The 23,185-nt window shown below is 61.5% G+C and carries 21 protein-coding genes; 5 read left to right on the top strand and 16 right to left on the bottom strand.

All coding sequences use genetic code 11. The annotated features are described in order from the left end of the window. Positions 1-2: 2 nt before the first annotated feature. From H351_RS19940 to H351_RS19930, 3 genes are read right to left on the bottom strand one after another with little or no spacing between them, the layout of a single operon-like run. Entirely contained in the window at positions 3-1,052 is a 1,050-nt protein-coding gene (locus tag H351_RS19940) for a 2-aminoethylphosphonate ABC transporter substrate-binding protein (protein WP_020969356.1), read from the bottom strand. 25 nt (positions 1,053-1,077) lie between these two features. After that, positions 1,078-1,755: a phosphonatase-like hydrolase gene (locus tag H351_RS19935; RefSeq protein ID WP_029255146.1), complete on the bottom strand. Its 678-nt coding sequence runs from the start codon at positions 1,753-1,755 to the stop codon at positions 1,078-1,080. Between the two features lie 25 nt (positions 1,756-1,780). After that, positions 1,781-2,908 carry a TIGR03364 family FAD-dependent oxidoreductase gene (locus tag H351_RS19930; protein WP_029255147.1) on the bottom strand — a complete coding sequence of 376 codons (1,128 nt, stop codon included), beginning with the start codon at positions 2,906-2,908 and terminating at the stop codon, positions 1,781-1,783. 96 nt (positions 2,909-3,004) lie between these two features. Here H351_RS19930 and H351_RS19925 point away from each other — a divergent pair, with 96 nt between their 5' ends. Next, positions 3,005-3,748, top strand: a complete 744-nt coding sequence (locus H351_RS19925) for a GntR family transcriptional regulator (RefSeq protein WP_019748005.1) — start codon at positions 3,005-3,007, stop codon at positions 3,746-3,748. A gap of 5 nt (positions 3,749-3,753) precedes the next feature. Then, complete coding sequence (locus H351_RS19920) at positions 3,754-4,350, top strand: class I SAM-dependent methyltransferase (RefSeq protein ID WP_134771729.1); 597 nt, start codon at positions 3,754-3,756, stop codon at positions 4,348-4,350. A 20-nt stretch (positions 4,351-4,370) separates the two neighbouring features. Here the strand turns inward: H351_RS19920 and H351_RS19915 are convergent, their stop codons facing one another. From H351_RS19915 to H351_RS19885, 7 genes are all read right to left on the bottom strand, one after another. Further along, complete coding sequence (locus H351_RS19915; protein ID WP_029255150.1) at positions 4,371-5,498, bottom strand: FAD-dependent oxidoreductase; 1,128 nt, start codon at positions 5,496-5,498, stop codon at positions 4,371-4,373. 9 nt (positions 5,499-5,507) lie between these two features. After that, positions 5,508-6,194 (bottom strand): TetR/AcrR family transcriptional regulator C-terminal domain-containing protein, encoded by a 687-nt coding sequence (locus H351_RS19910; protein WP_020969360.1) that lies wholly within the window; start codon positions 6,192-6,194, stop codon positions 5,508-5,510. Between the two features lie 296 nt (positions 6,195-6,490). After that, complete coding sequence (locus H351_RS19905; protein WP_029255151.1) at positions 6,491-7,651, bottom strand: serine hydrolase domain-containing protein; 1,161 nt, start codon at positions 7,649-7,651, stop codon at positions 6,491-6,493. Positions 7,652-7,777: 126 nt separating this feature from the next. After that, positions 7,778-8,662 carry a hypothetical protein gene (locus H351_RS19900; RefSeq protein ID WP_244891377.1) on the bottom strand — a complete coding sequence of 295 codons (885 nt, stop codon included), beginning with the start codon at positions 8,660-8,662 and terminating at the stop codon, positions 7,778-7,780. Positions 8,663-8,787: 125 nt separating this feature from the next. After that, positions 8,788-10,146, bottom strand: a complete 1,359-nt coding sequence (locus tag H351_RS19895; protein WP_029255153.1) for an L-serine ammonia-lyase — start codon at positions 10,144-10,146, stop codon at positions 8,788-8,790. Next, positions 10,143-11,357, bottom strand: a complete 1,215-nt coding sequence (locus H351_RS19890; protein WP_029255154.1) for an amidohydrolase — start codon at positions 11,355-11,357, stop codon at positions 10,143-10,145. The genes H351_RS19895 and H351_RS19890 overlap by 4 nt, the downstream gene beginning before the upstream one ends. Positions 11,358-11,441: 84 nt before the next feature. After that, positions 11,442-12,785, bottom strand: a complete 1,344-nt coding sequence (locus tag H351_RS19885) for a DUF3100 domain-containing protein (RefSeq protein ID WP_029255155.1) — start codon at positions 12,783-12,785, stop codon at positions 11,442-11,444. Positions 12,786-12,921: 136 nt separating this feature from the next. Between H351_RS19885 and H351_RS19880 the strand changes: the two genes are divergently transcribed. Continuing rightward, positions 12,922-13,920 carry an Lrp/AsnC family transcriptional regulator gene (locus tag H351_RS19880; RefSeq protein ID WP_244891376.1) on the top strand — a complete coding sequence of 333 codons (999 nt, stop codon included), beginning with the start codon at positions 12,922-12,924 and terminating at the stop codon, positions 13,918-13,920. A gap of 36 nt (positions 13,921-13,956) precedes the next feature. Here H351_RS19880 and H351_RS19875 read toward each other — a convergent pair whose 3' ends face one another. Genes H351_RS19875 through ppk2 form a run of 4 tightly spaced genes read right to left on the bottom strand, consistent with a single transcriptional unit; the run spans position 13,957 to position 20,218 of the window. Continuing rightward, complete coding sequence (locus tag H351_RS19875) at positions 13,957-14,922, bottom strand: endonuclease/exonuclease/phosphatase family protein (protein ID WP_029255157.1); 966 nt, start codon at positions 14,920-14,922, stop codon at positions 13,957-13,959. Between the two features lie 47 nt (positions 14,923-14,969). After that, positions 14,970-16,664 carry a SulP family inorganic anion transporter gene (locus H351_RS19870; RefSeq protein WP_019748017.1) on the bottom strand — a complete coding sequence of 565 codons (1,695 nt, stop codon included), beginning with the start codon at positions 16,662-16,664 and terminating at the stop codon, positions 14,970-14,972. Further along, positions 16,661-19,423, bottom strand: coding sequence for a cation-translocating P-type ATPase (locus H351_RS19865; RefSeq protein WP_029255158.1), 2,763 nt, complete (start codon positions 19,421-19,423; stop codon positions 16,661-16,663). The genes H351_RS19870 and H351_RS19865 overlap by 4 nt, the downstream gene beginning before the upstream one ends. Before the next feature lie 27 nt (positions 19,424-19,450). Beyond that, positions 19,451-20,218 carry a polyphosphate kinase 2 gene (gene ppk2, locus H351_RS19860; protein ID WP_153212522.1) on the bottom strand — a complete coding sequence of 256 codons (768 nt, stop codon included), beginning with the start codon at positions 20,216-20,218 and terminating at the stop codon, positions 19,451-19,453. A 219-nt stretch (positions 20,219-20,437) separates the two neighbouring features. On the opposite strand from ppk2, the gene H351_RS32580 reads away from it, so the two are divergent. Beyond that, entirely contained in the window at positions 20,438-20,689 is a 252-nt protein-coding gene (locus tag H351_RS32580) for a three-helix bundle dimerization domain-containing protein (protein WP_019748020.1), read from the top strand. 131 nt (positions 20,690-20,820) lie between these two features. Beyond that, entirely contained in the window at positions 20,821-21,198 is a 378-nt protein-coding gene (locus tag H351_RS19850; protein ID WP_020969370.1) for an SHOCT domain-containing protein, read from the top strand. On the opposite strand, the gene H351_RS19845 is transcribed toward H351_RS19850, so the two are convergent. Together H351_RS19845 and H351_RS19840 are read right to left on the bottom strand one after the other, a co-directional pair. After that, on the bottom strand, positions 21,176-22,621 hold the full coding sequence (locus H351_RS19845) for a hypothetical protein (protein ID WP_029255159.1): 1,446 nt from the start codon (positions 22,619-22,621) through the stop codon (positions 21,176-21,178). The two genes, H351_RS19850 and H351_RS19845, sit on opposite strands and share 23 nt — an antisense overlap. A gap of 78 nt (positions 22,622-22,699) precedes the next feature. Then, the gene (locus H351_RS19840; protein WP_019748023.1) at positions 22,700-23,098 is read right to left on the bottom strand and encodes a DUF7144 family membrane protein; all 399 of its coding nucleotides are present in this window, start codon (positions 23,096-23,098) and stop codon (positions 22,700-22,702) included. Positions 23,099-23,185: the final 87 nt, after the last annotated feature.

Raw genomic sequence — 23,185 nt, 5'->3', positions numbered from 1 at the left:
GATCAGCTCCCGGTGGCTTTCTGGTAAGCGGCGATGTCGGCGTCGAGCGAGCTGAGGACGTCGTTCCAGTTCGGGGTCCACACGTTGACGCCCTGCAGAACTCCCGAAGGCGTGTTCTTGTCGGTCGATTCACCGGCACTGCTTCGGACGTCCTCGCGGACCGATACGCCGAGTGCATCGGTGGCGACGGTCTTCTGGGATTCTTCGGAGAGCAGGAACTCCATCAACTTCTTGGCTTGTTCGCTGCTCGGTGCGCTCTTGGCGAGGCCCATCACGTAGGGCAGTGCAATGGTGGTGCGAGTGCCGTCGGCTCCCGCGGGGAAGAAGATGTCGAACTTCGAGCCGTCGTCGGCGATGGAGGCGAGGTTCATCTGGACGTCACCGTTGGCGACCAGGAGTTCCCCGTTGCTGACCTTGGGCTGGAGCTTTCCGGTGGAGGACGAGGGACCGACGTTGTTGGCCTGGAGCTTTCCGAGGTAGTCGAGTGCGCCTTCCTTGCCCATCAGATGCTGGAGCAGCAACAACACCGCGGTACCGTCGCCGGCCTGGCCGGGCGTGGAGTACTGCAACTTGCCCTTGAACTGATCAGTGAGCAGGTCGTCCCAAGATTGTGGGGCGGGTGACGCAGTCGGATTGGCGATGAACGAGAGGTAATTCTCGACGACGGGTACGTATTTGCCGGCGTCGTCCTTCTCGTCCGCGGGAACGGCGGAGGTGTCGATTCCGCTGGGCTCGAGCAGACCTTGGGCGTCGGCCTTCTGGATGAACGGCGGCAGCGTGATGATCACGTCCGCCTGTGGGTTGGACTGTTCTTTCTCGACCCGCGAGACGACCTCGCCGGATCCGGCTTCCACGAGGTTGACGGCGATACCGGTCTGCGCGGTGAAGGCGTCGAATCTTCCCTTGTACCAACCGGACAGACCGTCGGCGCTGTAGACGGTGACGGTCTCGGTATCTGATCCGGCAGCAGTGCCGGTGCCACCGCAGGCAGTGGTGAACGAAAGGACGGACACGGCGAGAGCGGCCGCAGCGATGCTCGGGCGTAGACGCATGACGATTCCTTTTTCGGAGGTGAGATCAGGAGTGGGTGAGGAGTTCGGCGAACTCCGTCACGGACGGGACGATGTGGGTGGCTCCGGCGTCGCGAAGCTGTTGCTCGTCGTGTGCGCCGGTCAGAGTTCCGGCGACGATGGATGCGCCGGAGCGAACGCCGCTGAGCACGTCGTTGGACGTGTCGCCGAGTACGGCGATCTGGTGGACGTCGTCGATCGAAAGTTTGAGCAGGGCAGTCAGAATCAGGTCCGGGTACGGTCGACCGCGACCGGCCTCGGCGGGGGAGAGGGTGAGATCGGCGAGGGTTTCCCAGCCGAGCGCGACGAGGAGTTTGTCCTGCGTCGATCGGCTGAACCCGGTGGTCAAGGCAACTTTGATGCCGGCCTCGCGCAGTGTGGTGATCGCCTTCTCCGCGCCAAGGATCGGCTCGGCCAGCCCCTGGTCGATGAGGGAATCGTAAGTGGTTTCGAATGCGGCGTTCGCGGCCTGGGCGCGGTTCTCGTCACCGAAGATCGCCCGGAACACGACGATCTTCGACTGGCCCATGGTGTCGAGGACGTACTGGCGAGCGGCGTCGGCTTCCGGGCCTTCGGCAGGCAGTCTGCCGGCTTCGGCAGCGGCGGCGAACGCGCGAAGAACCAGTCCGTCGTCGGCGACGGTGGTGCCGGCCATGTCGAGAACGGCAAGGGTGATGGGAGACATGAGAAGTCTTTCTTGTCGGAAGGATTCAGAGACCGAGTTGGTCGGCGGTTTGTTCCGCCAGTGCCGGGCCGAGCGTCATGCCGCGGCCACCGGGACCGGCAACCACCCAGACGTTGTCGGCGGCTTTTGCGCGGTGAACAAGTTGTGAGGGGTCGAGGCACTGGCTGTAGACGCCCGCCCATCGCTTGACGATGGGCGGAAGATCCCGTCCCAGAAGTGTTTCCACGACTCCGGACAGATGGCGATAGGGCGCCTCGTCGACGTCGAAGTCGAAGGGCTCCTCGTATTCGTGGGTGTCACCGATGGTCAGACCGCCGTGCAAGCGCTGCACGCACAGGAGCTGCATGCGGTGCTCCTCGGCAGTCGGTTCCTGCGGCTGCACCGTGCGAAGGTGATCGAGGGCAGATCCGGCGAAACCGGGGTAGTAGCGGAAGCTGTCACCGTCAGCGATTGCGGTGGTGAGCTTTTCGCCGAGTGGGGCGCTCTGCATCATCTGCAGGCGCACACGTCGCAACGGGAGATCGCCGGCGAGATCGCGGGCCAATCCGCCGAGTGTTGCTCCGGGGCAGACGATCACGAGATCGGCGTCGAAGTTGCGACCGTGGTCGTCGCGGATGTGTACGCCGGAGGTGTTCGTCGTGATCTCGCGGGCTTCCGTTCCGGCGTGGAAGGTGTAACGGCCGGTGGATTCGAGGTAAGAACGGATGGCGGGGAGCGCTTGCCGTGACTCGACAGCGGCGTCCAGGGTGCAGTGCAGTCCGCCGAGAAACTTGCCCCGGAGCGCGGGGTTGACGACGCGAACGGCGTCGGGATCGAGAAGTGCGAACCCTCGGTTGTCGGCGTCCGGCCGAGCGAATGCTTCCTGCGCGACCGCGACCTCCTCCTCGGTGCGCATGAGGGTGATGGAGCCGGCCGGGCGGTATCCGACGCCGGGGACACGGGCGGCAAGGTCCGCCCACAGCTCGCGCGAACGCAGCGCGGCTTCGAGTTCGTGCGGAGCGCGCCCGGATACCCAGACCAATCCGAAGTTCCGTACCGTTGCACCGCGGGCTTCGGGCTCGCGTTCGAGATGGATGACGTCGTGTCCCCGGCGGATTGCCTCGTCGGCGTGCGCCGTTCCGAGGATTCCTCCGCCCACAATCAAAATTCGCATGTAGAGATAGTGACGTTTGGTCTAGACCAATAGGGGGAATCGAGACGAACTCCAGGTTAACAATTGGTATAGACCGAATTCTTGTACGCTTGCGCCATGAATCAGCAGACGTCCACCGGGCCGGGGACCTCGAGCGTCGTGATCGAACCGGAGCTGAAGTACTACCGGGTGCGCACCGAGATCGAGACCATTCTCAGTGGGCTCGAGGAGGGCGACGCAGTCCCGTCCGAGCGGGAATTGGCGGCACGGTTCACTGTCGCTCGCGAGACGGTCCGTCAAGCGCTTCGTGATCTGCTTGTCGAAGGACGGATCGAGCGGCGGGGGCGGGGCACTGTCGTCGCGAGTCCGAAGTTGGTTCAGCCTCTCTCGATTCGTTCGTATACCGAAGGCGCGCTGAGTGCTGGGCGAGTGCCCAGTCGTAAGGTTGTGACGTTCGAACGAATGTCAGCCGACGACGGTCTCGCCACGGAGTTGGGTATCGAGTTGGGCGACAGCGTCGTTCATCTCGAGCGTGTCCTCTTCGCCGACGGTGAGAAGATCGGACTCGAGTCAACCTTCCTGCCGGACAGCAGGTTCGGTGAGATGCTCGACGCTTTCGACGCGACGACATCGCTCTACGCGGCCATTCGCTCGATCGGCGTGGTCTTCGCCTCCGCAACCGAACGGATCGAGACGGTACTTGCCTCACCGCGGGAGGCAACCCTCGTCGAGTCCACCACCTCGATGCCGATGCTTCTACTGCACCGCACGTCTGTCGACCCGGATGGTGTGCCGATCGAGCGGGTTCGCTCGCTTTACCGCGGCGACCGCATTGCCTTCTTGACGACGTTGCGGGAGTGATTGCGGTGGGCGATGCAGGCGACATCACGCTCGCAAGTTACGAAGCCGGTGCGAATCTGTATGCGGCGAGACCGTATGTCATGGGGGAGGCGATGGCCTGGTACCTCGCCCGGATCGCCAAGCTGGTGGACGGAGGGACGATTCTGGAACTCGGCAGTGGCCCCGGCCGTGATGCCGAGTACCTCGAATCTTTCGGAGTCTCGGTGACGCGTACTGACGGCGCACTCGCCTTCGTGGAAATGATGAGGGCAGAGGGCTTTACAGCTGAAGTCCTCGACATTCGAACTGGGCAGTTCAATGGAACGTACGATGCCGTGGTGGCAAATGCGGTTCTGCTTCATTTGCGACGCGACGAGTTCGAATTCGTCGCGAGAAAGTCGCGAGGTGTAGTCGGGACAGAGGGAATATTCGCATTCACGGTCAAGAAGGGCGACGGAACCAGTTGGAGCAAAGCGAAACTGGGTTTGCCGCGCCACTTCACATTTTGGCAGGAGGGCCAACTTCGTCAGGTGCTCGGCACATGCGGGTGGGAAACTTTGTCAATCGACAGCGTGGTCGGTCCCACTGCCGATTGGTTGCATGTCATTGCACGGGCGAACTGACAATCAGGCAGCGGTTCCGGTCACGCGTGTGAGTTGAACATGTCCAGGAGCCCCTGGGGTGCGTTCTCGCCGAAGCACATGTCCAGACCGTCAGCCGACTGTTGTGCCGATGCGGCGCTGCGCGGGAAGAGTCGTTCTTCGTAGGCAGCAAGTCCTTCCTCCGTGCCGCTATGTGACGCGATCGCCTCGCCGAGTTCGGCGCCGTCGAGCATTGCCAGGTTCGCGCCCTCTCCGGCAAACGGCGACATGACATGCGCTGCGTCCCCGAGCAGAGTGACCCCGGGAGTACGGCTCCAACTGTGCCCGATGGGAAGAGCATGGATGGGGCGAGGGGTCAGCGAGCTGTCCGCTTCGACGATCAGTGACCGCAGCGACTCGTCCCAGTCCGAGAAGTGTTCCAGCAGAATCTTCTTCGCAATATGATCGTCGGAGAAGTCGACACTCGCTGACCAGTTCTCGGGAACTCGCAGGGCGGCATATATGTGCAGACTGTTGTCGGTCTCACGGTGGGCAAGGAAGCCCTTGTCGGCACTGAGCGCGAACATCATTCCGCCGCCGACTGTTTCAGCGGCCTTCGCGTGCTGGTTGTCGGCGTCGTGAAGGTCGAACTCCACGAAAGATACTCCGGTATAGGCAGGAGTGGCGTTTGAAACCAGTGGGCGAATTTTCGACCACGCGCCGTCGGCGCCGACCAGGAGATCGGTGGTGAAGTGGGTGCCATCCACGAGGTGGACTTCATGCCGACCGTCCGGCAACGGATGGGCACTGCGGACCTTTGCTCCCCAATGGATTGTTTCTTTCGGAATTGAGCTGAGCAGTAGGTCACGCAGCTGGCCGCGGTCGATTTCCGGGCGGTCGCCGTCTCCGGTGTCCTGCTCGCTCAGGTGCACGACGGCATTTCGATCGAGGACGCGTGTCTCTTCGCCGCCTTGATGAACGAGTGCGCGGAACTCGTCGTAGAGGCCTGCGGCACGAAGCGCGATCTGGCCCGAGTCTTCGTGGATGTCGAGCATCCCGCCTTGCGTCCGAGCTGTTGGTCCGGATTCGAAATCGAATACCGCCGAATCGATTCCGCGGAGATGGAGGACTCGGGCGAGGGTGAGGCCGCCGAGGCCGGCGCCGATGATTGCGATGGGGTAGTGGTTCATGGTGGGTTCCTAAGAAGTGAGTGGGGTGTTCTCGATGCCCGTGATGAGCGTGCGGAATCCCCAGGAGAGGCGCGCGGTGGGTTCACCGGCAAGTAGCGCTGTTGCATGGCCTGCGACGAGTGGGTGCGTCTGCGGGTTTGCGTTCCGGATTGCGTCGGTCAACGCGCTCCATTGGGCATCCGAGTCGGCGGAATTGTTCGGCGCCGAGTGTTCGGCAGCAGTGGACGTCGCGTACTGCAGCAGCAAGTCCACGCCCCACGCGGCTTGACCCGAAGGGACTTCGCCTTCGTCGAGCAATGCCAGCAGGCGCTCGAGCAGGCGTACGTAGTGAACTCCGCTGGGCCGGGAAACGAGAGCCGACTGGGCAAGGCCGGGATGATCGAACAGTATGGCCGTGTAGGACGTCAGCACCCGTTCGAGGCGCGCTTGCCAAGTGCCGGAGGAATTTTCGGCGAGGTCCACGACTCCGAGCAGTTCGTCCAGAACGGCGGCGTGCAATTCGGCGGTATTTTGAACGTACACGTACAGCGACGCCGGCCCGGTGTCGAGTTCGAGGGCGAGTCGACGCATGGTCAACTTCTGCAACCCCTCCGACCGCAAGATTTCCACCGCAGTGCTGACGATGCCCTCGCGTGTCAGAGCGGGTTTTGCCGGACGATTGCGTCGGCTCGATGGACTTGCTGGCTGGTTGGGCATGTCTTCACCGTACACGAACATGTTCGTAACGAACATGTTCGTTAAGTCACGTGAAGATGTCCCGAATCACATGCTGATGTTAATGGGCTACATGCCCGTACCGCCGGAGAGCATTGCGATCGTCAGCAGGATGCCGCCGACTATGCCCACGAGCGGGCTGTCGCTGTTGAGTAGCCAGTCGTTCAACGATCCCATGAGCGCCTCTTTCGGGTTTCGATCTGCCGACGGTCGAGCTTATCGACAGATCGAACCCGATATGTCACTTTTGTCTGAATTGTCGATCGAACCTGAGGTGATCAGCCGTAGACGTTGTCGGGGCTGATCAACTTGGTGATCGGTACCATCAACGCGCTGGTCAGATCAGTCTCGCCGTCGATGTCGGTGTTGATGAAGACAACCAGGGTGGTGTCCTTCTCGGGCAAGTAGACCGAGACTGTCTTGTAGCCGGGCAGGCTTCCGTTGTGACCGATCCAGCCACCGCTGTTGAACAATCCGAGTCCGTAGCCGGAGCTGTCGTCCCCTTCGCTCAAGTTCACGGTCTGCAGGCGCTGCTTCTGAGTGTCGTCGGTGAGGAGATCGCCCTTGGCCAGCGCCGGAACCCAGATGCGCATGTCGTCCAACGACGAGATCATTGCACCCGCGGCGCCGCCCCACGACGGATTCCAGTCCGTCGCCGCGGTCACGGATTCGTCGAGCGTTTGGTTGGTGTACCCCTGTGCGTGTGGTGTCGGGAACGCGTTGGTCGTGGGAAAGCTTGTGTGCTCCATGCCGAGTGGTGTCGTGATCTTGGTGTCGATGACGTCCGACAGTTTTGAGCCGGAGACCTTTTCGATCACCATTCCCAGCAGAATAGTGTTGGTGTTCGAGTAGTCGACGGTGGTCCCTGGTCGAAGTTGGAGTGGGAGGTCCTTGACGTATCCGACGAGTTCCTCCGGTGTGAAAGTCCGGCGAGGATCCGAAAGATATTCCATCACAAACTGTTCAGACGTCGTGTAGTCCACGAGGCCGCTGCGCATCCCTGTCAGATGACGCAAGCTGATCGCATCACCTTCCATGACCCCGTCGACGTACTGGGAGATCGGATCGTCGAGACCGATCTTTCCCTCGTCGACCAATTGCAGCAGGGCGGTGACGGTAAATGTCTTGGTGACGCTACCGATCCGGTGGTAGAAGTCGGTCTCCATCGGTGCCTTGGTTGCAGTGTCGGCGACTCCTGCAACCTTCACATAGTTGCCGTCGGGTCCCCAAATGCCCACCATCGCACCGGGAATCCCCGTCGAATTCACCGCAGCGTCGATGATCGAATCGAGCTGGCCGGTGATGGCAGAGTCCATGACCTTGTCAGTGGTGGATGTGGGATTGTCTGCGGATTTGTCCGTGCTGCAGCTGATTACAGCGCCGGCAACCATGGCGCTGCACAGGCCGACAAGCATGATGCGTCTTGCTCCGGTTTTCATGAGTCGAACTCTGCCTGTTCGAGGGCACTCACACATCGACCCCGGGTACGGCAGACGCAGTCCCCAGGTACCTCCTCAACCGGTACCGGGGGACTACGGAACCCTGGCCTGAACCCTTGACTTGGGTCAGAGCCCGCCGTCGAAGAACGCCGCCAGCGCCGGTGCGGGGTCTGCCGCGGTGCCCATATTTGCTACGCCGACAACGATCAATCCCAGTGTGAACAGTGCAGTGAGAAGGCCTATCGACCCCGACATGAATCTCGTCCGCCTGTCGGATCGTGCCGTTCTCGCGAAGCGTGCCCACACGACCGCAGTCACGGCCAGTGATATTGCTGCCGCGATCAGCGCGATCACCGCCATGGCCAAGTGATACCGCGCGAAGTCGCTGATCATCAGTTCGAGGGCGGGACTTTGCTGATTTCCGGTGGCCGTCGACTGAGCGAGCTGTTGTCGGACCTGCCCGACAGTTTCGGAGAGTGCCCCATCCGTCTGGGCCACGGGCAACATCGAGATCAGCGAAGAGAAGGGTGCGACAACACCTTGGACATTTGCCATCACGAGTACCGAAGAGAACAGCGCGAGGAGCGTGACGAGGCCTCCCGCCGAGACGAATGCGAGTTTCTTTACAACCGTCAGAGAGCCGGCATTCACGAACGACGCCTTGACCATGCGGCCGAGTGCGAGCAGAACCGTCAGCAGGATTACCGCGATCACAGCCTTGGCCACGTGGTAACGCAGCCAGTAGTCGACAGCGGACTCCAAGCTCGGAGAGAAGGCTTGGACACCGGAACTCCAGTATTCGACGAACGCGGCGCGGACCGTCTCGACGAGTTCCCCCTCGCCTGCGTACCCATCGCCCGGCCTACTAGTCAGCATGCCCGGGGCGAGAACGAAGGCAGCGGAGAAACCGGCGACCAACGCGATCAACGCGGCGATCTTGCGACCGGAGGACTGCGTCGAGCGCAGTGGAGAGTGGTGCAGTGGGATTCCTCCAGCGTGATGAGCGATCATCTGGTCACCGTCCACAAAGTCATGTCAACGAGTGTAGAAATCGGTACACCGGACTTCATCGTTCGAGAGGATGATATTTCCGGCGATGGCGTCCGCCCGCCGTCGCCGCTGCCGTCGACATCCCCTCAGCACTCGACGACATTGACGGCGAGTCCGCCTTCACTGGTTTCCTTGTAACGCACGGACATGTCGTTTCCGGTTTGGCGCATGGTTTCGATGACGGTATCGAGGCTCACCACATGCGTCCCGTCACCCAGGTATGCGAGCTGAGCTGCGGTGACTGCAGTCGAGGCGGCTACGGCATTTCGTTCGATGCAGGGGATTTGGACCAGGCCACCAACCGGATCGCAGGTCAGCCCCAGATGGTGTTCCATGGCAATCTCAGCTGCATTCTCGATTTGTCGTGGTGATCCGCCCATGACAGCGCACAAGCCGGCTGCCGCCATCGCGCAGGCAGCTCCGACTTCACCCTGGCACCCCGCCTCCGCACCCGAGATCGAGGCATTCGCCTTGATGATCGATCCGATTGCGGCAGCGGTGAGGAGAAAGGTTCGAACGTCGTGAGCGCCGGCGCCCGTCGCACGTATGTGGTGGTACAGCACCGCAGGCACGATGCCTGCGGCACCGTTCGTCGGAGCCGTTACCACGCGGCCACCTGCTGCATTTTCTTCGTTGACCGCCATGGCATAGACGGTCAGCCACTCGCGTGAGGCGGGGGCGCAGTTACGTTGTTCCAGTTGAATGTTCGCAGACCGTGCTCTTCGGCGAACTCCGAGACGCCCGGGCAATACACCTTCGGTCTGGGTACCGCGCTCGATGCAGACGCGCATCGCGGACCAGATCGCGTCGATGCCGTTGAATGCTCGATCCTGGCCGTGTATCGCGATTTCGTCCGACAGTGCCAGTTCGGCGATGGTTCCGGAGCCGCATTCCGCCAGTAGCTCTTTCGCGGTTCGATAGCCTGAGTTGATCGAATACGTGCTTGCTTGCGTCTCCGTTCCGGCGCGCAGTACGAATCCGCCACCGATCGACAGATATGTACTCGTACAAACAATTTCGCGACCGTTGAAGGCGGTCAGTGTCATCGAGTTGGGGTGCCCGTGACGGCGAACGAGCGGCTCGAACACCATGTCCTCGTGAGTGAACACAACATGTCCGAGTGAACCGCCGACTAGCATCACCGATCCGCCGTCCGACAGTTCGGCCCATCGCCCGTGAACGTCGGTCGGCTCGCACGTTTCAGGATCCAACCCACGAAGTCCCGCAATCACCGCGTCGGGAGTGCAGTGACCTATTCCGGTGGCGGCGAGAGAGCCGTGCAGGTTGCAGCGAATTCGGTCGACCGACGCGGTCAAGCCGGCGGCGGAGAGCTCGCCGCCGAAAGTGCGAGCGGCGCGCATCGGACCGACCGTGTGTGAACTGGAGGGTCCGATGCCGATGGAGAAGAATTCGAGAGCGGAGACATAGACGCCGGTGGTGCTCATTCGGCGCTCGTGACGGTGGTCGCTCCTGACTCGCGCTGGGCCGCAATCGTCAGGAGATTGGAGCGCGAGTCCCCGGTGGCGGCTCGGATCACTGTGCGCGCCATTGCGATTGCTCCGTGCAGAACAGCTTCGTCGCCCGCTGCGGAGCGGGCATCAGCGGCAAACTCGATAGTGTGAGGAACTCCGGTGACGCCGCGCAACGCGATCATCGGGTGGATCGAGGGGACCACCTTCGACACGTTGCCCATGTCCGTCGAGCCGCCGGTCAGGGGAGTTCGGGCGGCCGCGGTGCGGCCCAGGCTCGCGATCTCCTCGTCCCAGATCGTCGCCAGCACGCGATGTTGAACAAGCTCCTCGTAGCGCGGTTCGGCGCGTTCGATCGACCAGGAGCAGTCGCTGGCCACAGCTGCGCCCTCGAAGCAGGAGAGCATGCGACGCTTGGCGTCCAACAGCACGTCGAGTTCTGCGGCCCGAACTTCCGCTCGCACCAACGTCGAGGCCGGAATGATGTTTGTTGCTTCGCCGCCGTGCTCGACATAGGCGTTGAGCCTGACGTCGGACGGAAGTTGTTGACGGAGAAGTCCGATGGCGACCAAGGCGATCGTGGCGGCGTCACCTGCGTTGATGCCCTTGTGTGGCGCAGCGGCCGCGTGTGCGGCTCGTCCGGTGTAGGTCACGTCGAACCGATCGACTGCCTGCGTTCCGGTGACGGTGCAACTGACGTCTTCACCTGCAGCGCCGTGGACCATGATCGACATCGCCGCGCCCTCCCATGCGCCACGTTCGAGCAGCAAGACTTTCCCGCCGCCATGTTCTTCGGCCGGCGTACCGAGAAGGACGACGGTCAGGCCGTGTTCCTCCGCGACCTCTCCGAGCGCGATAGCTGCTCCCAGTCCGGCAGCGGCGATGACATTGTGTCCACACGCATGACCGATGTCGGGAAGGGCGTCGTACTCGGCGCAGACTACGACGCGGAAGGGGCCGGAGCCTCGCACAGCTTCGAATGCCGTCTCGAGGCCGTAGGCGGCGCGAGTAACCGTGAAGCCGGCTTCCTGTGCGGCGTCCGCCAAGAGGGCGGACGCCCGATGCTCTTCAAATGCCAGCTCTGGGTGAGCATGGATCGTGTGGCTGACATCGATGAGGCGTGATGCCCACTTCTCGATCGTGCTCGAAACCGAGTCTGTGTGGGTGAGGGTGTCAGCGATGGACATGGGTATTGCTTCCTTTCAACATCTTTGGTTCTCTGTGTCTTCGGATCGCGGTGTCTTCAGTTCTGAGCGTCTTCGGGTGCAGTTCTAGTGCCAGAGGCCCAGCGCGAACTCCGCGACGACCACGGAAAGTAGGTAAGAGGCGAGGATCGCGACGATTCCGACGGGCACGATCTTCCAGCCGATCGTCTTGAGCAAGGGAAGGTCCTTGCCGAGGCTGAGACCTGCGACAGTCAAGGTGAGGGTGCAGATCGAGAGAAAGTCGACAGTCCCGACGGTGCTCGAGACGAAATCACCGATGGGGGACCACGGTGTTGTCGCCAAGGCGCCGATGGTGATGATTGCGATCATCGCCGCGATCTTGCCGCGCGTCAGGCGGGCCACGCCGACGCCCAGGAGCAACAATCCGGTGAGGATCAGGTAACCGACGATGATCGATCGAGATACGCCACCCGCTGCGATCGAGGAGACGATGACCCCACCGACGAACAGAATCGGAACGATGGTGGTCAGCGGCACGGTGACGCTCGGCGCAACCGCTCGTGGGGCAGTGTCGGCTTTCCGTTCGCTGGTCGTCTTCGAGCGCTTGGTGAGTGCGCCGTAGATTCGATCGGCAAGGGGGAGTGCGACATACATGCCGACATACACGCCGAGGAGGCCGGTGATGATGTTGGATGTTGCCGCTACGGCGAGTACCTGGTCGGCCATCTCGGGGTGCGCCGAAACGACGCTGGCGGCAGCGGCAGCCATCATCGAGCCGGATCCGACCCCAGCACCCATCGCCAATGCAAGGGGGTCGAAGATGTTGAAGGATGTCGCCAGCGACGCAATCAGGCTGATCAGCACGGCACCGAACAGAGTGCCGAAGACGTACATCGACAGGACACCACGGTACTGGTCGGAATCGGGACCGTAGCGTTCACTGACCATCGCGAAGGACCCCTCGCGGTCGATGGAGAAGGTGGCTCCGACGGTGGCCGGTCCCATCCGAAGGAGTACCGCCAGCGGGAGTGCGAGAGCGATAGTGCCGAACAAGTGCCCCAGTTCCTGCAGTAGCAGGGCGGGGCCCGCCTCGAACAACAGTTGGATGTTCGGGCCGATGGTGAAAGACAGTCTCGCGCAAAGCAAGAGAACAGCCAGCCCCATGATTGCCGAGGCTGCGGCCTGAAGATCGAGGCCGAGAGGTTTCCAGTTCTGACTCGAGACGAGACCGCCGGCAATCAGTCCCCACACCATGGGCAAGATCGTGATGGCGGCAGCGCCGACAGGAATCACTGCGGGGCCGATCAGTTGGGCACCTGCCGCAAGCGCGAGGAGCAGAATCGCCACGATCCACAGCCGTGGCGACCTCAAGGCGAAAACGATCTTTTGCGTCGGGGTTTGATCGCTGACCGGAGAATCGTCATGCGAGACAGGGAATGCTTCGGTCATGTCGGTGTCTTTCTCGAGGGGGCGAACGAACGCAAGAAGCAAGCGTTCTCGAGGTTCAGGATTTGGTGGACTATTGATGTGATGAAGTTAGGATCGATGCGTTTCGATCCTGTTTCGGTGCAGCATTCTTTTGAAAGTGAGGTCCTCGGTGCAGGATCAGGTGCTCAAGGACGAAGATCTTCGGCTGTTGAACGCACTGCAGATCAGGCCGCGAGCCTCGTGGTCCGAGCTTTCACGCGCGATCGGTTCCGACCCGGTCACCCTGACCAGGCGTTGGGAGCGTCTGCACTCGCAAGGGATAGCGTGGATCGCTGCGTACCGTGGGGGTCCCATCGTGTCGGCGACCGCACTGCTCGAGATCGAATGCGCACCGGCACAGACCTTGAGCGTGGCCGAACAGATCGCGCACGATCCCGAAGTTCTCACAGTCGATCTCACAACCGGCAATCGGGATCTACTCGTCACGCTCACCTGCACTGACCTCGATCAATTGTCCAGGTATGTCTTGGAACGAACACGATCGCTGCCGATGGTCACTGCGATGCGAACTCAGATCGTGTCCTCGGCGAATTCCGACGCACGAAACTGGCGTCTACGTGCTTTCGATGCGGAAGAAATTGCCGCGCTCGAGTCGGCCCCGGCGGCGAAGAGTCGTGGGGTACGCGCCAGCGAAGAGGAACAGTCGAAGCTGTTCGACATCCTTTCTCGCGAACCACGAATTACCGTCTCGGCCCTCGCTGCAGCCCTCGGCGTCACGCCGGCTCGCGCCGGGGCGCTCCTTTCTCACGAGCTGTCGACGGGGCGCCTGGTCGTCCGCACGGAGATTGCTCGGCCCTACTCCGGCTGGCCGGTCTACGCCTGGTATTTCTTACGTCTCGAGGGGCGAAAGGAAGCCATTGCTCAGCGCCTTTCCCTCCTGCGTGAGGCGAGGCTTGTTGCTTCGACGATCGGCAGCTACGACATCGCATTGGCGGTGTGGCTGCGCTCGATCGACGACGTGCAGCGTTTGGAAGGTTATCTCGCCGAGCAGTTTCCGGGCGTATCCGTGGTGGACCGGTCGATCGTTCTGCGTACGCCGCATCATCTACATCGAACAATCGATGTGTCGGGTCGAAGCATGCCGAAGCACGGGTGATCCGTAACGCGTTCGCGCGGATCGGGTGCTCTCCGACTACTGGGGGATCGCCACGTCGACGATCAAGCCGTAGTGATCGGAACCTTCGATCTCGATGCGCTCGAGAGACTTCGCCTGTGCACCCCGCAGAAGTACATGGTCGATGCCGACGATCGCGGGAAATTTTTTGTCGGCCGGGTAGGTGCGAACGATGCCGACTCCCAATTGGTCTGCGGTATCGGAGTAGCCGACGTCGAGAAGGTCACGGAATTGCTTGTGCGTGAAGGTCGTGTTGAAATCGCCACTGACGATGACGGTTTCCTCGGCGGCAGCGGCGTCGAGCGCGTTTCGCAAAGTGCTCAGCTCGGCAGTCCACACGTCGGGCGGGGTCACGTACGCCGGTCCGGGGTGAACCGCCAGTAGGGTGAACGCGGTTGAGAATCCCACTTCAGCAACAAGATTGGTAGGTCCGAAGCCGTTCAATTCCCGAGTTTCCGTCAGCGGATAACGACTGTAAATACCTGCGCCACCCCCGCCGGCCTCGTCCGGTACCAAGTAGTGATGCGGCAGCAGTTGCTCGAGCCCTTGATCTCTCAGAGAGCCTTCGAGTGATGTGGTCAGTTCCTGAACCGTCAGGACATCGACTGCCTTCTCACGCACCGTCGCAGTCAAACTGACGGGGTCTGCCTGCCCGAAGAGAAGGTTCGCTTGCATTACACGCAGAGACGGCCCGTCGATTTCGGAACTGTTTGCTACATACAGTGGACTGATCACCGACGCGCCCACCGCTATCAGTACCACCGAAATCGCCAGCAGGATCCAGCGGCGAAAAACCAGGCATATCAGGGACGCTGCGAGTGTGACTGCAAGCAGCATCGGGACAAAGGAGGCCACGGCGATCAACGGGTTGATCGGCTTGGTGGAGTACAACGAGATCAGCGCAATGACACCGACGGCAATCCCACCCACCCCGGCGACCTGAGCGATACGGCGAGCCGGAACGTTGTCCGTCGTGAATCCCATACCAAACGGTACCTAATGCAGCTTAGGCTCCCGATTGCCTGGCGTTGTCAGTCGCCGGTTCGGGTGCGGAATGCGTTCACGGCCGCTTCGATGGTCGGGTAGAAGTGCGTCGAATCGAACCTGTCGCCGACCCCGAATCGGATGAGTCGATCCTTGATCGGACCTTTCATCTCCGCGAATGCCAATCGAATTCCTTTGCCCTCCAAAAATGTATCCAGATCGACGAGTTCGTCGACGGCGGTCGTGTCGAGCCCGGTGATCGGCTCGGCGGCAATGACCACCCATTCGACCGGGTCGGGTGCCTTGGCGACGACGGAGCGAACGTACTCGTCGAAGATCTCGCCATTCGCGAAAAACAGTGGTGCGTCAAATCTCACCAACACGAGGCCGGGGATGCGATGTCCGTCCGGGTGGCGTTCGACGTCGTGGAATCCCGCGGGTTCGCCCGTCTCGACGAGTTCGGTTCGATGTGGCTGCCATACCTGCGCGATGACCGCTACGAAGGAGAGTCCGATCGCAACAAGGATGCCTTGAAGCACCCCGACCAGGGCAACGCCCAGAAACGCCGCGACGGCGAGGCCGAATTCCACGGTGCTCATGCGCCACATGCGGACCATGCCGCCCACGTCGATCAGTGCACACGCGGCGACGATGACGACGGCGGCCAGTGTTGCATCGGGCAGATATGCCGTCAGTCCGGGAGCGACGAGGACAAACACCAGGACGGCGAGTGCTCCGACGACACCGGCCAATTGTGTATGCGCCCCACTCTGTTCGGCTACCGGCGTCCGTGATCCGCTCGCCGATATCGGAAATCCGCCGAACAGTCCGCCGGCCACGTTCGCGACACCGATCGCCTTCATCTCGGTACTGCCGTTCACGTCCTCGCCGTGGCGGGCGGCGAAGGTGCGCGAGAGAACGCCGGTGTCGGCGAAGGCAATCAGCGCGATACCTGCCGCCGGTCCGATCAGGTGCCCGACGTCCTGCCAGGTGACTCCACCGAGAGAGGGGAGGGGAAGTCCTTCCGGCAGTGCGCCGACCATGCCGATGTCATCGGTGAGACCGGCGGCGGCGGACAAGACTATTGCCGCGACGACGGCGACCAGCACACCGGGTACAACAGGTACCCAGAGCCGGAAGACCACAATGACAATGAGTGAACCCACGCCGATGACGGCAGCGAGGGGATCGACATCTCCACCGGCCAGAGCCTTTCCGATCTCACCGATTTCACCGAGGAGGCCGGACGCGTCGACGGAGAAACCGAGCAGCTTGGGAATCTGACCGATTACGACGACGAGCGCGATGGCGTTGAGGTAGCCGAGGCGGATCGGTTTCGAGAGGAGTTCGGTCACGAAACCCAGACGCAGAAATCCGCCGATCACCAGGATGAGCCCGACAAGGACGGCGAGAACCCCGGCGAGTGCAAGCGCGTTCTCCGAATCGCCGACCACCGCCAGCGGTATGACTGCGGCGGCGATGAGCGGTGCCAGCGACGAATCAGGCCCGAGTACAAGAATCTTCGACGGTCCGACTACCGCGTACGCGAGCAACGGCACGATGGTTGCGTACAGACCGGCGTACGCGGGCAATCCGGCGGCCTCGGCGTAGCCCATCCCCGCCGGGATCAGCAGGGCCGTCAAGACGAGCCCTGCTGTGATGTCGGTTCGCAGCCATTCGCGGCGGTACCCGCGGGCAGTCGCGATCCCCGGTAGCCGACCTAGACCCTCCGTCCACGTCATCGTGTGATTGTCCCTCCCTCAGCGGAGTGACGGGCGCGCTCGGGGGCAACTGCAGTGGTCGCGGTGATGGCGACAGGTGTCGGTGAGAGGCGGCGGCGTCGGATCGCCTTTTCCAACTCGACGACAACCGGGATGATCAGCGACCAGCCTAGGCAGACGAGCCACTGGGCGCCGGTCAGTGAGGTTGTCATGAGGAGATCCTGGAGAACACCCGCCTCGACGGCAAATACGGTCACGACCGTGGGGATGGTCAAGATCTTGATGGCACCGAGAACCGGCGGAACAAGGCCGGACTCGGGATCACGCCGCATGGTCAACCCAGCGAATATCGAACCGAGAGAGAGCACTACGAATGCGGTGGTCATGGGGACATTCGCCTCAGTAGTGCTCATTTCGCCGGGTGCGAGAAGCATCGCTGCGAGTGTCACTGCGAATTGCAAGACGCCGTACGCGAGCCACTGAGCGACTGCGCTTCGATGTGCGATCGGCATCTTGGGATCGCGTGGCGGCTTGTTCATCAGATCCGGTGGCGGCGGGTCGAGCATGATCACGGCGACGGGGAACAGTGTGATGAAGAAGTGCTGGAACAGCACCATCAGCGGTGTCAGTGCCACACCCTCGTTGATGTTGAAGATGCTCGCGGCGAGGAAGAGGAGAACCAACGAAAAGAGTTTCGACATTTGGTAGCGGATGTACGAGACGATCTTCCCGTAGATGTTGCGGCCCAGGGTGATCGCGGTGATGAGGGTTCCGAAGTTGTCGTCGGTGAGCACCATCTTGCCCGCCTGTTTGGTTACCTCACTGCCCGAGCCCATGGCGACGCCGATATCGGCCTTCTTCAACGCGGCGGCGTCGTTGACAGCATCTCCGGTCATCGCGACCACGGCGCCACCGCTCTGCATGACATCGACCAAGCGAAGTTTGTCCTGCGGAGTGACTCGGCCGAACACGTGCAGGTTCGGCAACGCGGCCGAGAGTTCGTCATCGGTCATCGCTTGCAATGCGGCTCCGCCGACCGCGCCCGGGCCGAGTCCGAGTTCGGCACCGATCGCGGCGGCGGTGATGGCATGGTCGCCGGTGATCATGCGGACCTCGATACCGGCCCGGTGTGCGGTTCGCACCGAATCGACCGCCTCCGGACGCAGCGGGTCGATGATGCCTGCCATACCGACAAACGTCAGGTCCTCGACAAAAGACATAGGGTCCGCCACGACAGCGTCTTCCCGTCCGTCGAGGCGTCTGATCGCGAATGCCAGCACCCGAAGACCCTTCTCGGACATGGACTGATTTGCTGCCGTGAGTTCGTCTCGGACTTCCTCGATCGGTACCTGCCGGCGGCCGGGGAGAAAGGCCGAAGAACAACGAGCGAGGACGACATCGGGTCCGCCCTTGACCAATCCGACGAACTGACTTACGCCGTCGACTTCGAGATGGTGGTACGTGGCCATGAACTTGTACGCGGAATCGAACGGAACCGTCGCCACCCGCGGGTAGGTCCGTCTGGTGAGTGGGGCGTCGGCACCGATCTTTGCCGCGAGCACGACGAGTGCGGCCTCGGTCGGGTCGCCGACAACTTCCCCGGAATCGGAAACCGTTGCATCGCTGTCGAGACACAGTCCGTATGCGAGAAGGGTGAAGTCGGGCGGCGCCTCGCCGGCAACCTGCGTGATCCTTCCCGCTTTGGCGTAGCCTTCGCCGTCGACCGTGTACCAACGGCCGTGGACGTACAGCGATCGGACGGTCATCTGGTTCATGGTCAGCGTGCCGGTCTTGTCCGAGTTGATTGCACTGGTCGCGCCGAGAGTTTCGACGTCGGTCAGGTTCTTCACGACGGCCTTGGCGTCGGCCAGTTGACGGGCCCCGTAGGCCAGCATTGCCTGGACGAAGGTTGGCAGGCCGGTCGGAATCGCGGACACTCCCATCGCGATACCAAGGAGCAGAAGCGTTGTCAGGTCCTGACCACGAATGAGTCCGATGACGACGATGACGATCACGGCCGTCCACGCGATGATGCCGAGAAGTTTGGTGAGAGAGTCCAATTCTCGTTGCAGTGGCGACTTGCCAGGGGCGACGGCCGACAACATCGACGCGATCTGGCCGATCTGCGTCTGCATTCCGGTCTCGGTGACCACCATGGTCGCTGTGCCGCGGGTGACCGAGGTGTTCTGGAACACCAGATTGCTGCGGTCTCCGAGTGGAATATCCTCATTGCTCAGCGTTTTCGGGTCCTTCGGGATCGGCGCGCTTTCCCCGGTCAATGCGGCTTCCTGTGTCTCCAGGGTGGTCGAGGCGAGCAACCGCCCGTCGGCAGCGATGATGTCTCCTGCCTCGACTTGGACGACGTCACCCGGCACCAGTTCGGTAGCGTCGAGCTGAATCAGGTTCCCGTCACGAATGACCCGCGCTTGGGGTGTCTGCATCTTGGCGAGCGCGTCGACGCTGGCCCGTGCCTTCAACTCCTGTCGAGTTCCGAGGACGATGTTGAGCACGACGAGCACCGCCACCACGATCGCTGTCGGCACTTCACCGATGGCGATGCTGACCGCGGCCACGGCGACGAGCATCAAGTTCATCGGATCTTTCAGTTGCAACAGTGCGATCGACCACGTCGACGGCGGTGGCGTCGAGGTGATTTCGTTCGACCCGTAGCGTTGTCGACGTTGGTCGGCCTCACTCGATTGCAGTCCGCGCTGCTGGTCCGACTGCAGTACGGACACGACTGATTCGCCACTCTGCGCATGCCACGGCGTGGGGCTCATGACCGCACGTCCTTTCCTTGGCGATCGTCAATACCGGGTCGGAATCCAGTGAAGCGGTTGTTTGGGCGTCTGGTAGCCGTGGGCCTTCTGCCGTTTCGGCAGGGTGATGTCAGTGGATTGCACGGGCTCGTAGGGGATCTGACTCAAAATGTGACTGATGATGTTGAGTCGTCCGCGTTTCTTGTCGTCGTTGTTCGCGACATACCAGGGCGCCCAGCCGGTGTCGGTGAAGCGAAACATCTCATCGCGAGCACGCGAGTAGTCGTACCAATGACTGAACGACTTCAGATCGAGATTCGACAGCTTCCAGATCTTTCGAGGATCGTCGATCCGGCTTTGCAGACGTAAGAGCTGCTGTTCTTCGCTGACCTCGAGCCAGTACTTGAGCAGGATGACTCCCGATTCCACGATCGCGCGTTCGACGGTCGGAATGAGCTGGAGAAATTGATGAGCCTGTTCTTCGGTGCAAAAGCCCATCACTCGTTCGACTCCGGCACGGTTGTACCAACTTCGGTCGAAGATGACGATCTCGCCCGCCGCCGGGAGATGTGGGACGTAGCGCTGGACATACATCTGCGAATGCTCTCGCTCGGTCGGCGCCGGTAGAGCAACCACCCGGAACACTCGTGGACTCACGCGTTCGGTGATGGCTTTGATTACTCCGCCCTTCCCCGCGGTATCTCGGCCTTCGAACACGATGCAGACCTTGGCGCCAGACGATTTGACCCACTCCTGCAAAGCCACGAGCTCACCGTGCATCGGCTTGAGTTCGTGGCGGTATACCTTGTTCTTCATCGGTTTTTCTGCGACGAGTGCCGCGTCGTCGTGAAGAATCCGAGCGTTCTTTCCCACTTCCACTCCTTGGAGACGTGAGCGCGCGGGGCATCGTCCGCTCGTATGTGTATGCCCCGTATTCGGTCAACCTATTCTCTCCGGGATCGCGACTCGAATCGTGTTGTTTTCGAGCCCGTTTCGAGTCTTGACGGTGTCAGCGATCGGCGCGAGTATTAATTGATGACTGGCGACGAAGAGTTGCTCCACGTCGAGCGGGTGATCACTCGCCTGATTTCCCGGTATCCGAATGTTCCTCCACCGGAGATCGAAAACAGAGTGCGAACAATTCACCAACGTTTTGCGGGGTGTCGGATACGTGATTTCGTGCCTCTCCTTGTCGAAAAGGCGGCCAGACACGAGATCTCGAACCGGATGATCGTGATTCCGATAATGGATGAACGGTCCGCAGTGCTGAACCCTCTCGAACTGTAGCCGGAACGGACGTCGTCGGCGCATACTGAAATGACCTTGGACCAGGGAGTTTTGGCCGACTGCAGATTTCAGGCGCGGAATGTCAGCCTCCCGAACTCCTTATGTGTAAACCGAGTACAAGGAGCGTTGACATGGAAGGTTTCTGGGAATTCTTCTGGTTCATCTTCGTCTGCTTTGCCTTTGTGGCGTATTTGAGCGTGTTGTTCTCGATCATCACCGACTTGTTCCGTGATCACGAGACTTCGGGTTGGGCCAAGGCGTTGTGGATGATTTTCCTCTTCGTCATTCCATTCTTGTCCGCGATGATCTACGTGGTTGTCAAGAATGACGGAATGACTCGGCGGTCGATGGAGGCCGCTCAACAGCACATACACGCGCAGAGTGACTACATTCGAACCGTCGCCGGTAGGTCTCCGACTCAGCAGATCGCCGACGCCAGAGAGCTTCTCGACTCCGGCGCGATTAACGAAGAGGAATTCCAGGCAATCAAGGCAAAGGCGCTGGCGTAGTTTTCGTATCTTCTGCCCCAGGCCTGGCGTCGTCGGTTCCGGCGTCGTCAGGCCGGGCGTCCTGCGCGGCGGCGCGTGCGGGACGAACCAGCACTTCGAGAGCTACGAGTGCAACCAGCGCAATGACGACGATCCAACCCACGACCAAACCGGTGGGGTAGCGCCAGAAGAGCAGCAACAATGCGGCGATGCCGATGATGGCGCAGCGCAGCGGAACACGAAGCTGATTGGCCCACCGCTCCACCTGATTTGGCGTACGGCCGCTTGAAGAATGCCGGACGAAGTCCAATGCCTGCCCGTAGCCTCGTCGAACGGCGATCGCCGACGACGACCCACCGACCAGGTAGGCGCCGAGCCCGACCACCACGCCGAGGACCGCAACCGCTCGCAGGCTCGTGCGCAGTGGTACCAGAACTGTGTCGATGACGGCAGTCGCGGCGTCTGGCGAGAGGATATCGGTGGGCACACTGTCGAGGTAGATTGCGCGTCCGATGAGAATTCCGATCGCGAGAACCAGCATTCCCAACGCAATCGACAAGCCGACCAGGGACAGTGCGCGGAGCCTGCGACCGGTTGGCGCAACGGCGACAGCGGCTGCCGCGCAAGCGATTCCCAACCACGGCAACACCGCTGAGACCTTGTCGAGTGCCGAGACGGCTCGCTGAGCCTTCACGAGCTCGGGGGACTGGAAGAGAACAAATTCCTTGTCCACGGAGGGGATTTTGTCTGCGAAGGCGAAGCCGCGGTCGATCAAAGCTGCTTTGACCCTGTCGATGATCGTACTGAGCGAAATGCTGACGGTTCCGCTCTGATCGACTTCGACGGAATTGGGGCCGTAATCTCCGGTCATGACCGAGACCAGTGCGTTGTGCGCCGATCGGTTCGCTTGAATCCACAAGTCCTCGAACTGTTGTGACCGAACGAGCGAGCCCACCGTGTCGTGAACAAAGCTCTTTGCCTGGCCGGCGATCACCGGTGCCAACCCCACTACGGCTTGATCTAGACGCGGCGCGTTGGCCGCAAGATTTGACACGTCGGTCAGTGCGGTGAGTGCGTCGGTGGTGAGCCCCTCGACGTCGACACGATCGAAGATCTCGTCGGTGATCTGATTCGTGATCTCGGCCTGCACGGCGGGATTCTCGCCCAGTGGCGCGACCGTACTGACGTAGCGGTCCGTGTCGAGTATCTGACTACGGGTGAAGCGGGTGGTCACGGACAAGACGGCAAGGAGCGCGACCAACACCAGCAGTATCGCCACGGCAGTCCACCGCAGTCCGTGTCGAGGTGGCCGGGAGACTTGCTCGACGGTCGTTTCGCGGGCGCTGGGAGTCTGCTCGCGGAGCGTTGCAACCTCTTGCCGCAACCTGGATAGTTCGGCACGTTCGTCCTCCTGGAGTGGGCCGTCGTTCGTGCCGTTTGCCATCATGTTCCTCTCCGGAGGGAAACTGCTGCCGCACAGATGAAAACGCTGAATTCGATGGGTGGATCCGGAGTCGAGACCTCAGATCACGTCGGGATTCCATGTCGCGACAGCCCAGATGACGAATACGTCGAGCGCGATGATGGTGATCGACCACCACGGAGAGTGGGGTAGCCACAGGAAATTCGCGAGGATCGACAGCGAACAGAAGATTATCGCGCCTACCCGTGCCCACGTCGCGCCGGTGAAGAGCATGATTCCGACAGCGGTGACGAGCACGCCGAGTACGAGGTGAATCCATCCCCAGGAGGTGAGGTCGAATTGGTACGCGTATTCAGGGCCGACGACGGTCACATCGTCTTTGGATATCGCCGAGATGCCTTGGAGAATTTCGAGCACGCCGACGGTGACGAGAAGAACGGCTCCGCCCAGCGCGCTTCCTTTTGCCACACCTTGCTTGACCAGTGATTCCTCGGCCATGACCGCCCCTTGGTATCAAGTGCGAAATTGCCTGGCGTAACTCCGTATTGCGACTATTTACGGTGGTGAAGTATCCCGCCACGGGGC

This window comes from Rhodococcus erythropolis R138 (assembly GCF_000696675.2).
Lineage (GTDB): Bacteria > Actinomycetota > Actinomycetes > Mycobacteriales > Mycobacteriaceae > Rhodococcus_F > Rhodococcus_F erythropolis.
This window is presented reverse-complemented; position numbering and strand designations above follow the sequence as displayed.

Excerpts from the sequence above, each read along its gene's own strand:
- H351_RS19890 (WP_029255154.1), bottom strand. The coding sequence starts at position 11,357 with ATGTCCATCGCTGACACCCTCACCCACACAGACTCGGTTTCGAGCACG.
- H351_RS19910 (WP_020969360.1), bottom strand. The coding sequence starts at position 6,194 with ATGCCCAACCAGCCAGCAAGTCCATCGAGCCGACGCAATCGTCCGGCA.
- H351_RS19885 (WP_029255155.1), bottom strand. The coding sequence starts at position 12,785 with ATGACCGAAGCATTCCCTGTCTCGCATGACGATTCTCCGGTCAGCGAT.
- H351_RS19840 (WP_019748023.1), bottom strand. The coding sequence starts at position 23,098 with ATGGCCGAGGAATCACTGGTCAAGCAAGGTGTGGCAAAAGGAAGCGCG.
- H351_RS19900 (WP_244891377.1), bottom strand. The coding sequence starts at position 8,662 with ATGATCGCTCATCACGCTGGAGGAATCCCACTGCACCACTCTCCACTG.
- H351_RS19940 (WP_020969356.1), bottom strand. The coding sequence starts at position 1,052 with ATGCGTCTACGCCCGAGCATCGCTGCGGCCGCTCTCGCCGTGTCCGTC.
- H351_RS19895 (WP_029255153.1), bottom strand. The coding sequence starts at position 10,146 with ATGAGCACCACCGGCGTCTATGTCTCCGCTCTCGAATTCTTCTCCATC.
- H351_RS19875 (WP_029255157.1), bottom strand. The coding sequence starts at position 14,922 with ATGGGATTCACGACGGACAACGTTCCGGCTCGCCGTATCGCTCAGGTC.
- H351_RS32580 (WP_019748020.1), top strand. The coding sequence starts at position 20,438 with ATGACTGGCGACGAAGAGTTGCTCCACGTCGAGCGGGTGATCACTCGC.
- H351_RS19850 (WP_020969370.1), top strand. The coding sequence starts at position 20,821 with ATGGAAGGTTTCTGGGAATTCTTCTGGTTCATCTTCGTCTGCTTTGCC.
- H351_RS19915 (WP_029255150.1), bottom strand. The coding sequence starts at position 5,498 with ATGAACCACTACCCCATCGCAATCATCGGCGCCGGCCTCGGCGGCCTC.
- H351_RS19905 (WP_029255151.1), bottom strand. The coding sequence starts at position 7,651 with ATGAAAACCGGAGCAAGACGCATCATGCTTGTCGGCCTGTGCAGCGCC.
- H351_RS19925 (WP_019748005.1), top strand. The coding sequence starts at position 3,005 with ATGAATCAGCAGACGTCCACCGGGCCGGGGACCTCGAGCGTCGTGATC.
- H351_RS19870 (WP_019748017.1), bottom strand. The coding sequence starts at position 16,664 with ATGACGTGGACGGAGGGTCTAGGTCGGCTACCGGGGATCGCGACTGCC.
- ppk2 (WP_153212522.1), bottom strand. The coding sequence starts at position 20,218 with ATGAAGAACAAGGTATACCGCCACGAACTCAAGCCGATGCACGGTGAG.
- H351_RS19845 (WP_029255159.1), bottom strand. The coding sequence starts at position 22,621 with ATGGCAAACGGCACGAACGACGGCCCACTCCAGGAGGACGAACGTGCC.
- H351_RS19930 (WP_029255147.1), bottom strand. The coding sequence starts at position 2,908 with ATGCGAATTTTGATTGTGGGCGGAGGAATCCTCGGAACGGCGCACGCC.
- H351_RS19865 (WP_029255158.1), bottom strand. The coding sequence starts at position 19,423 with ATGAGCCCCACGCCGTGGCATGCGCAGAGTGGCGAATCAGTCGTGTCC.
- H351_RS19935 (WP_029255146.1), bottom strand. The coding sequence starts at position 1,755 with ATGTCTCCCATCACCCTTGCCGTTCTCGACATGGCCGGCACCACCGTC.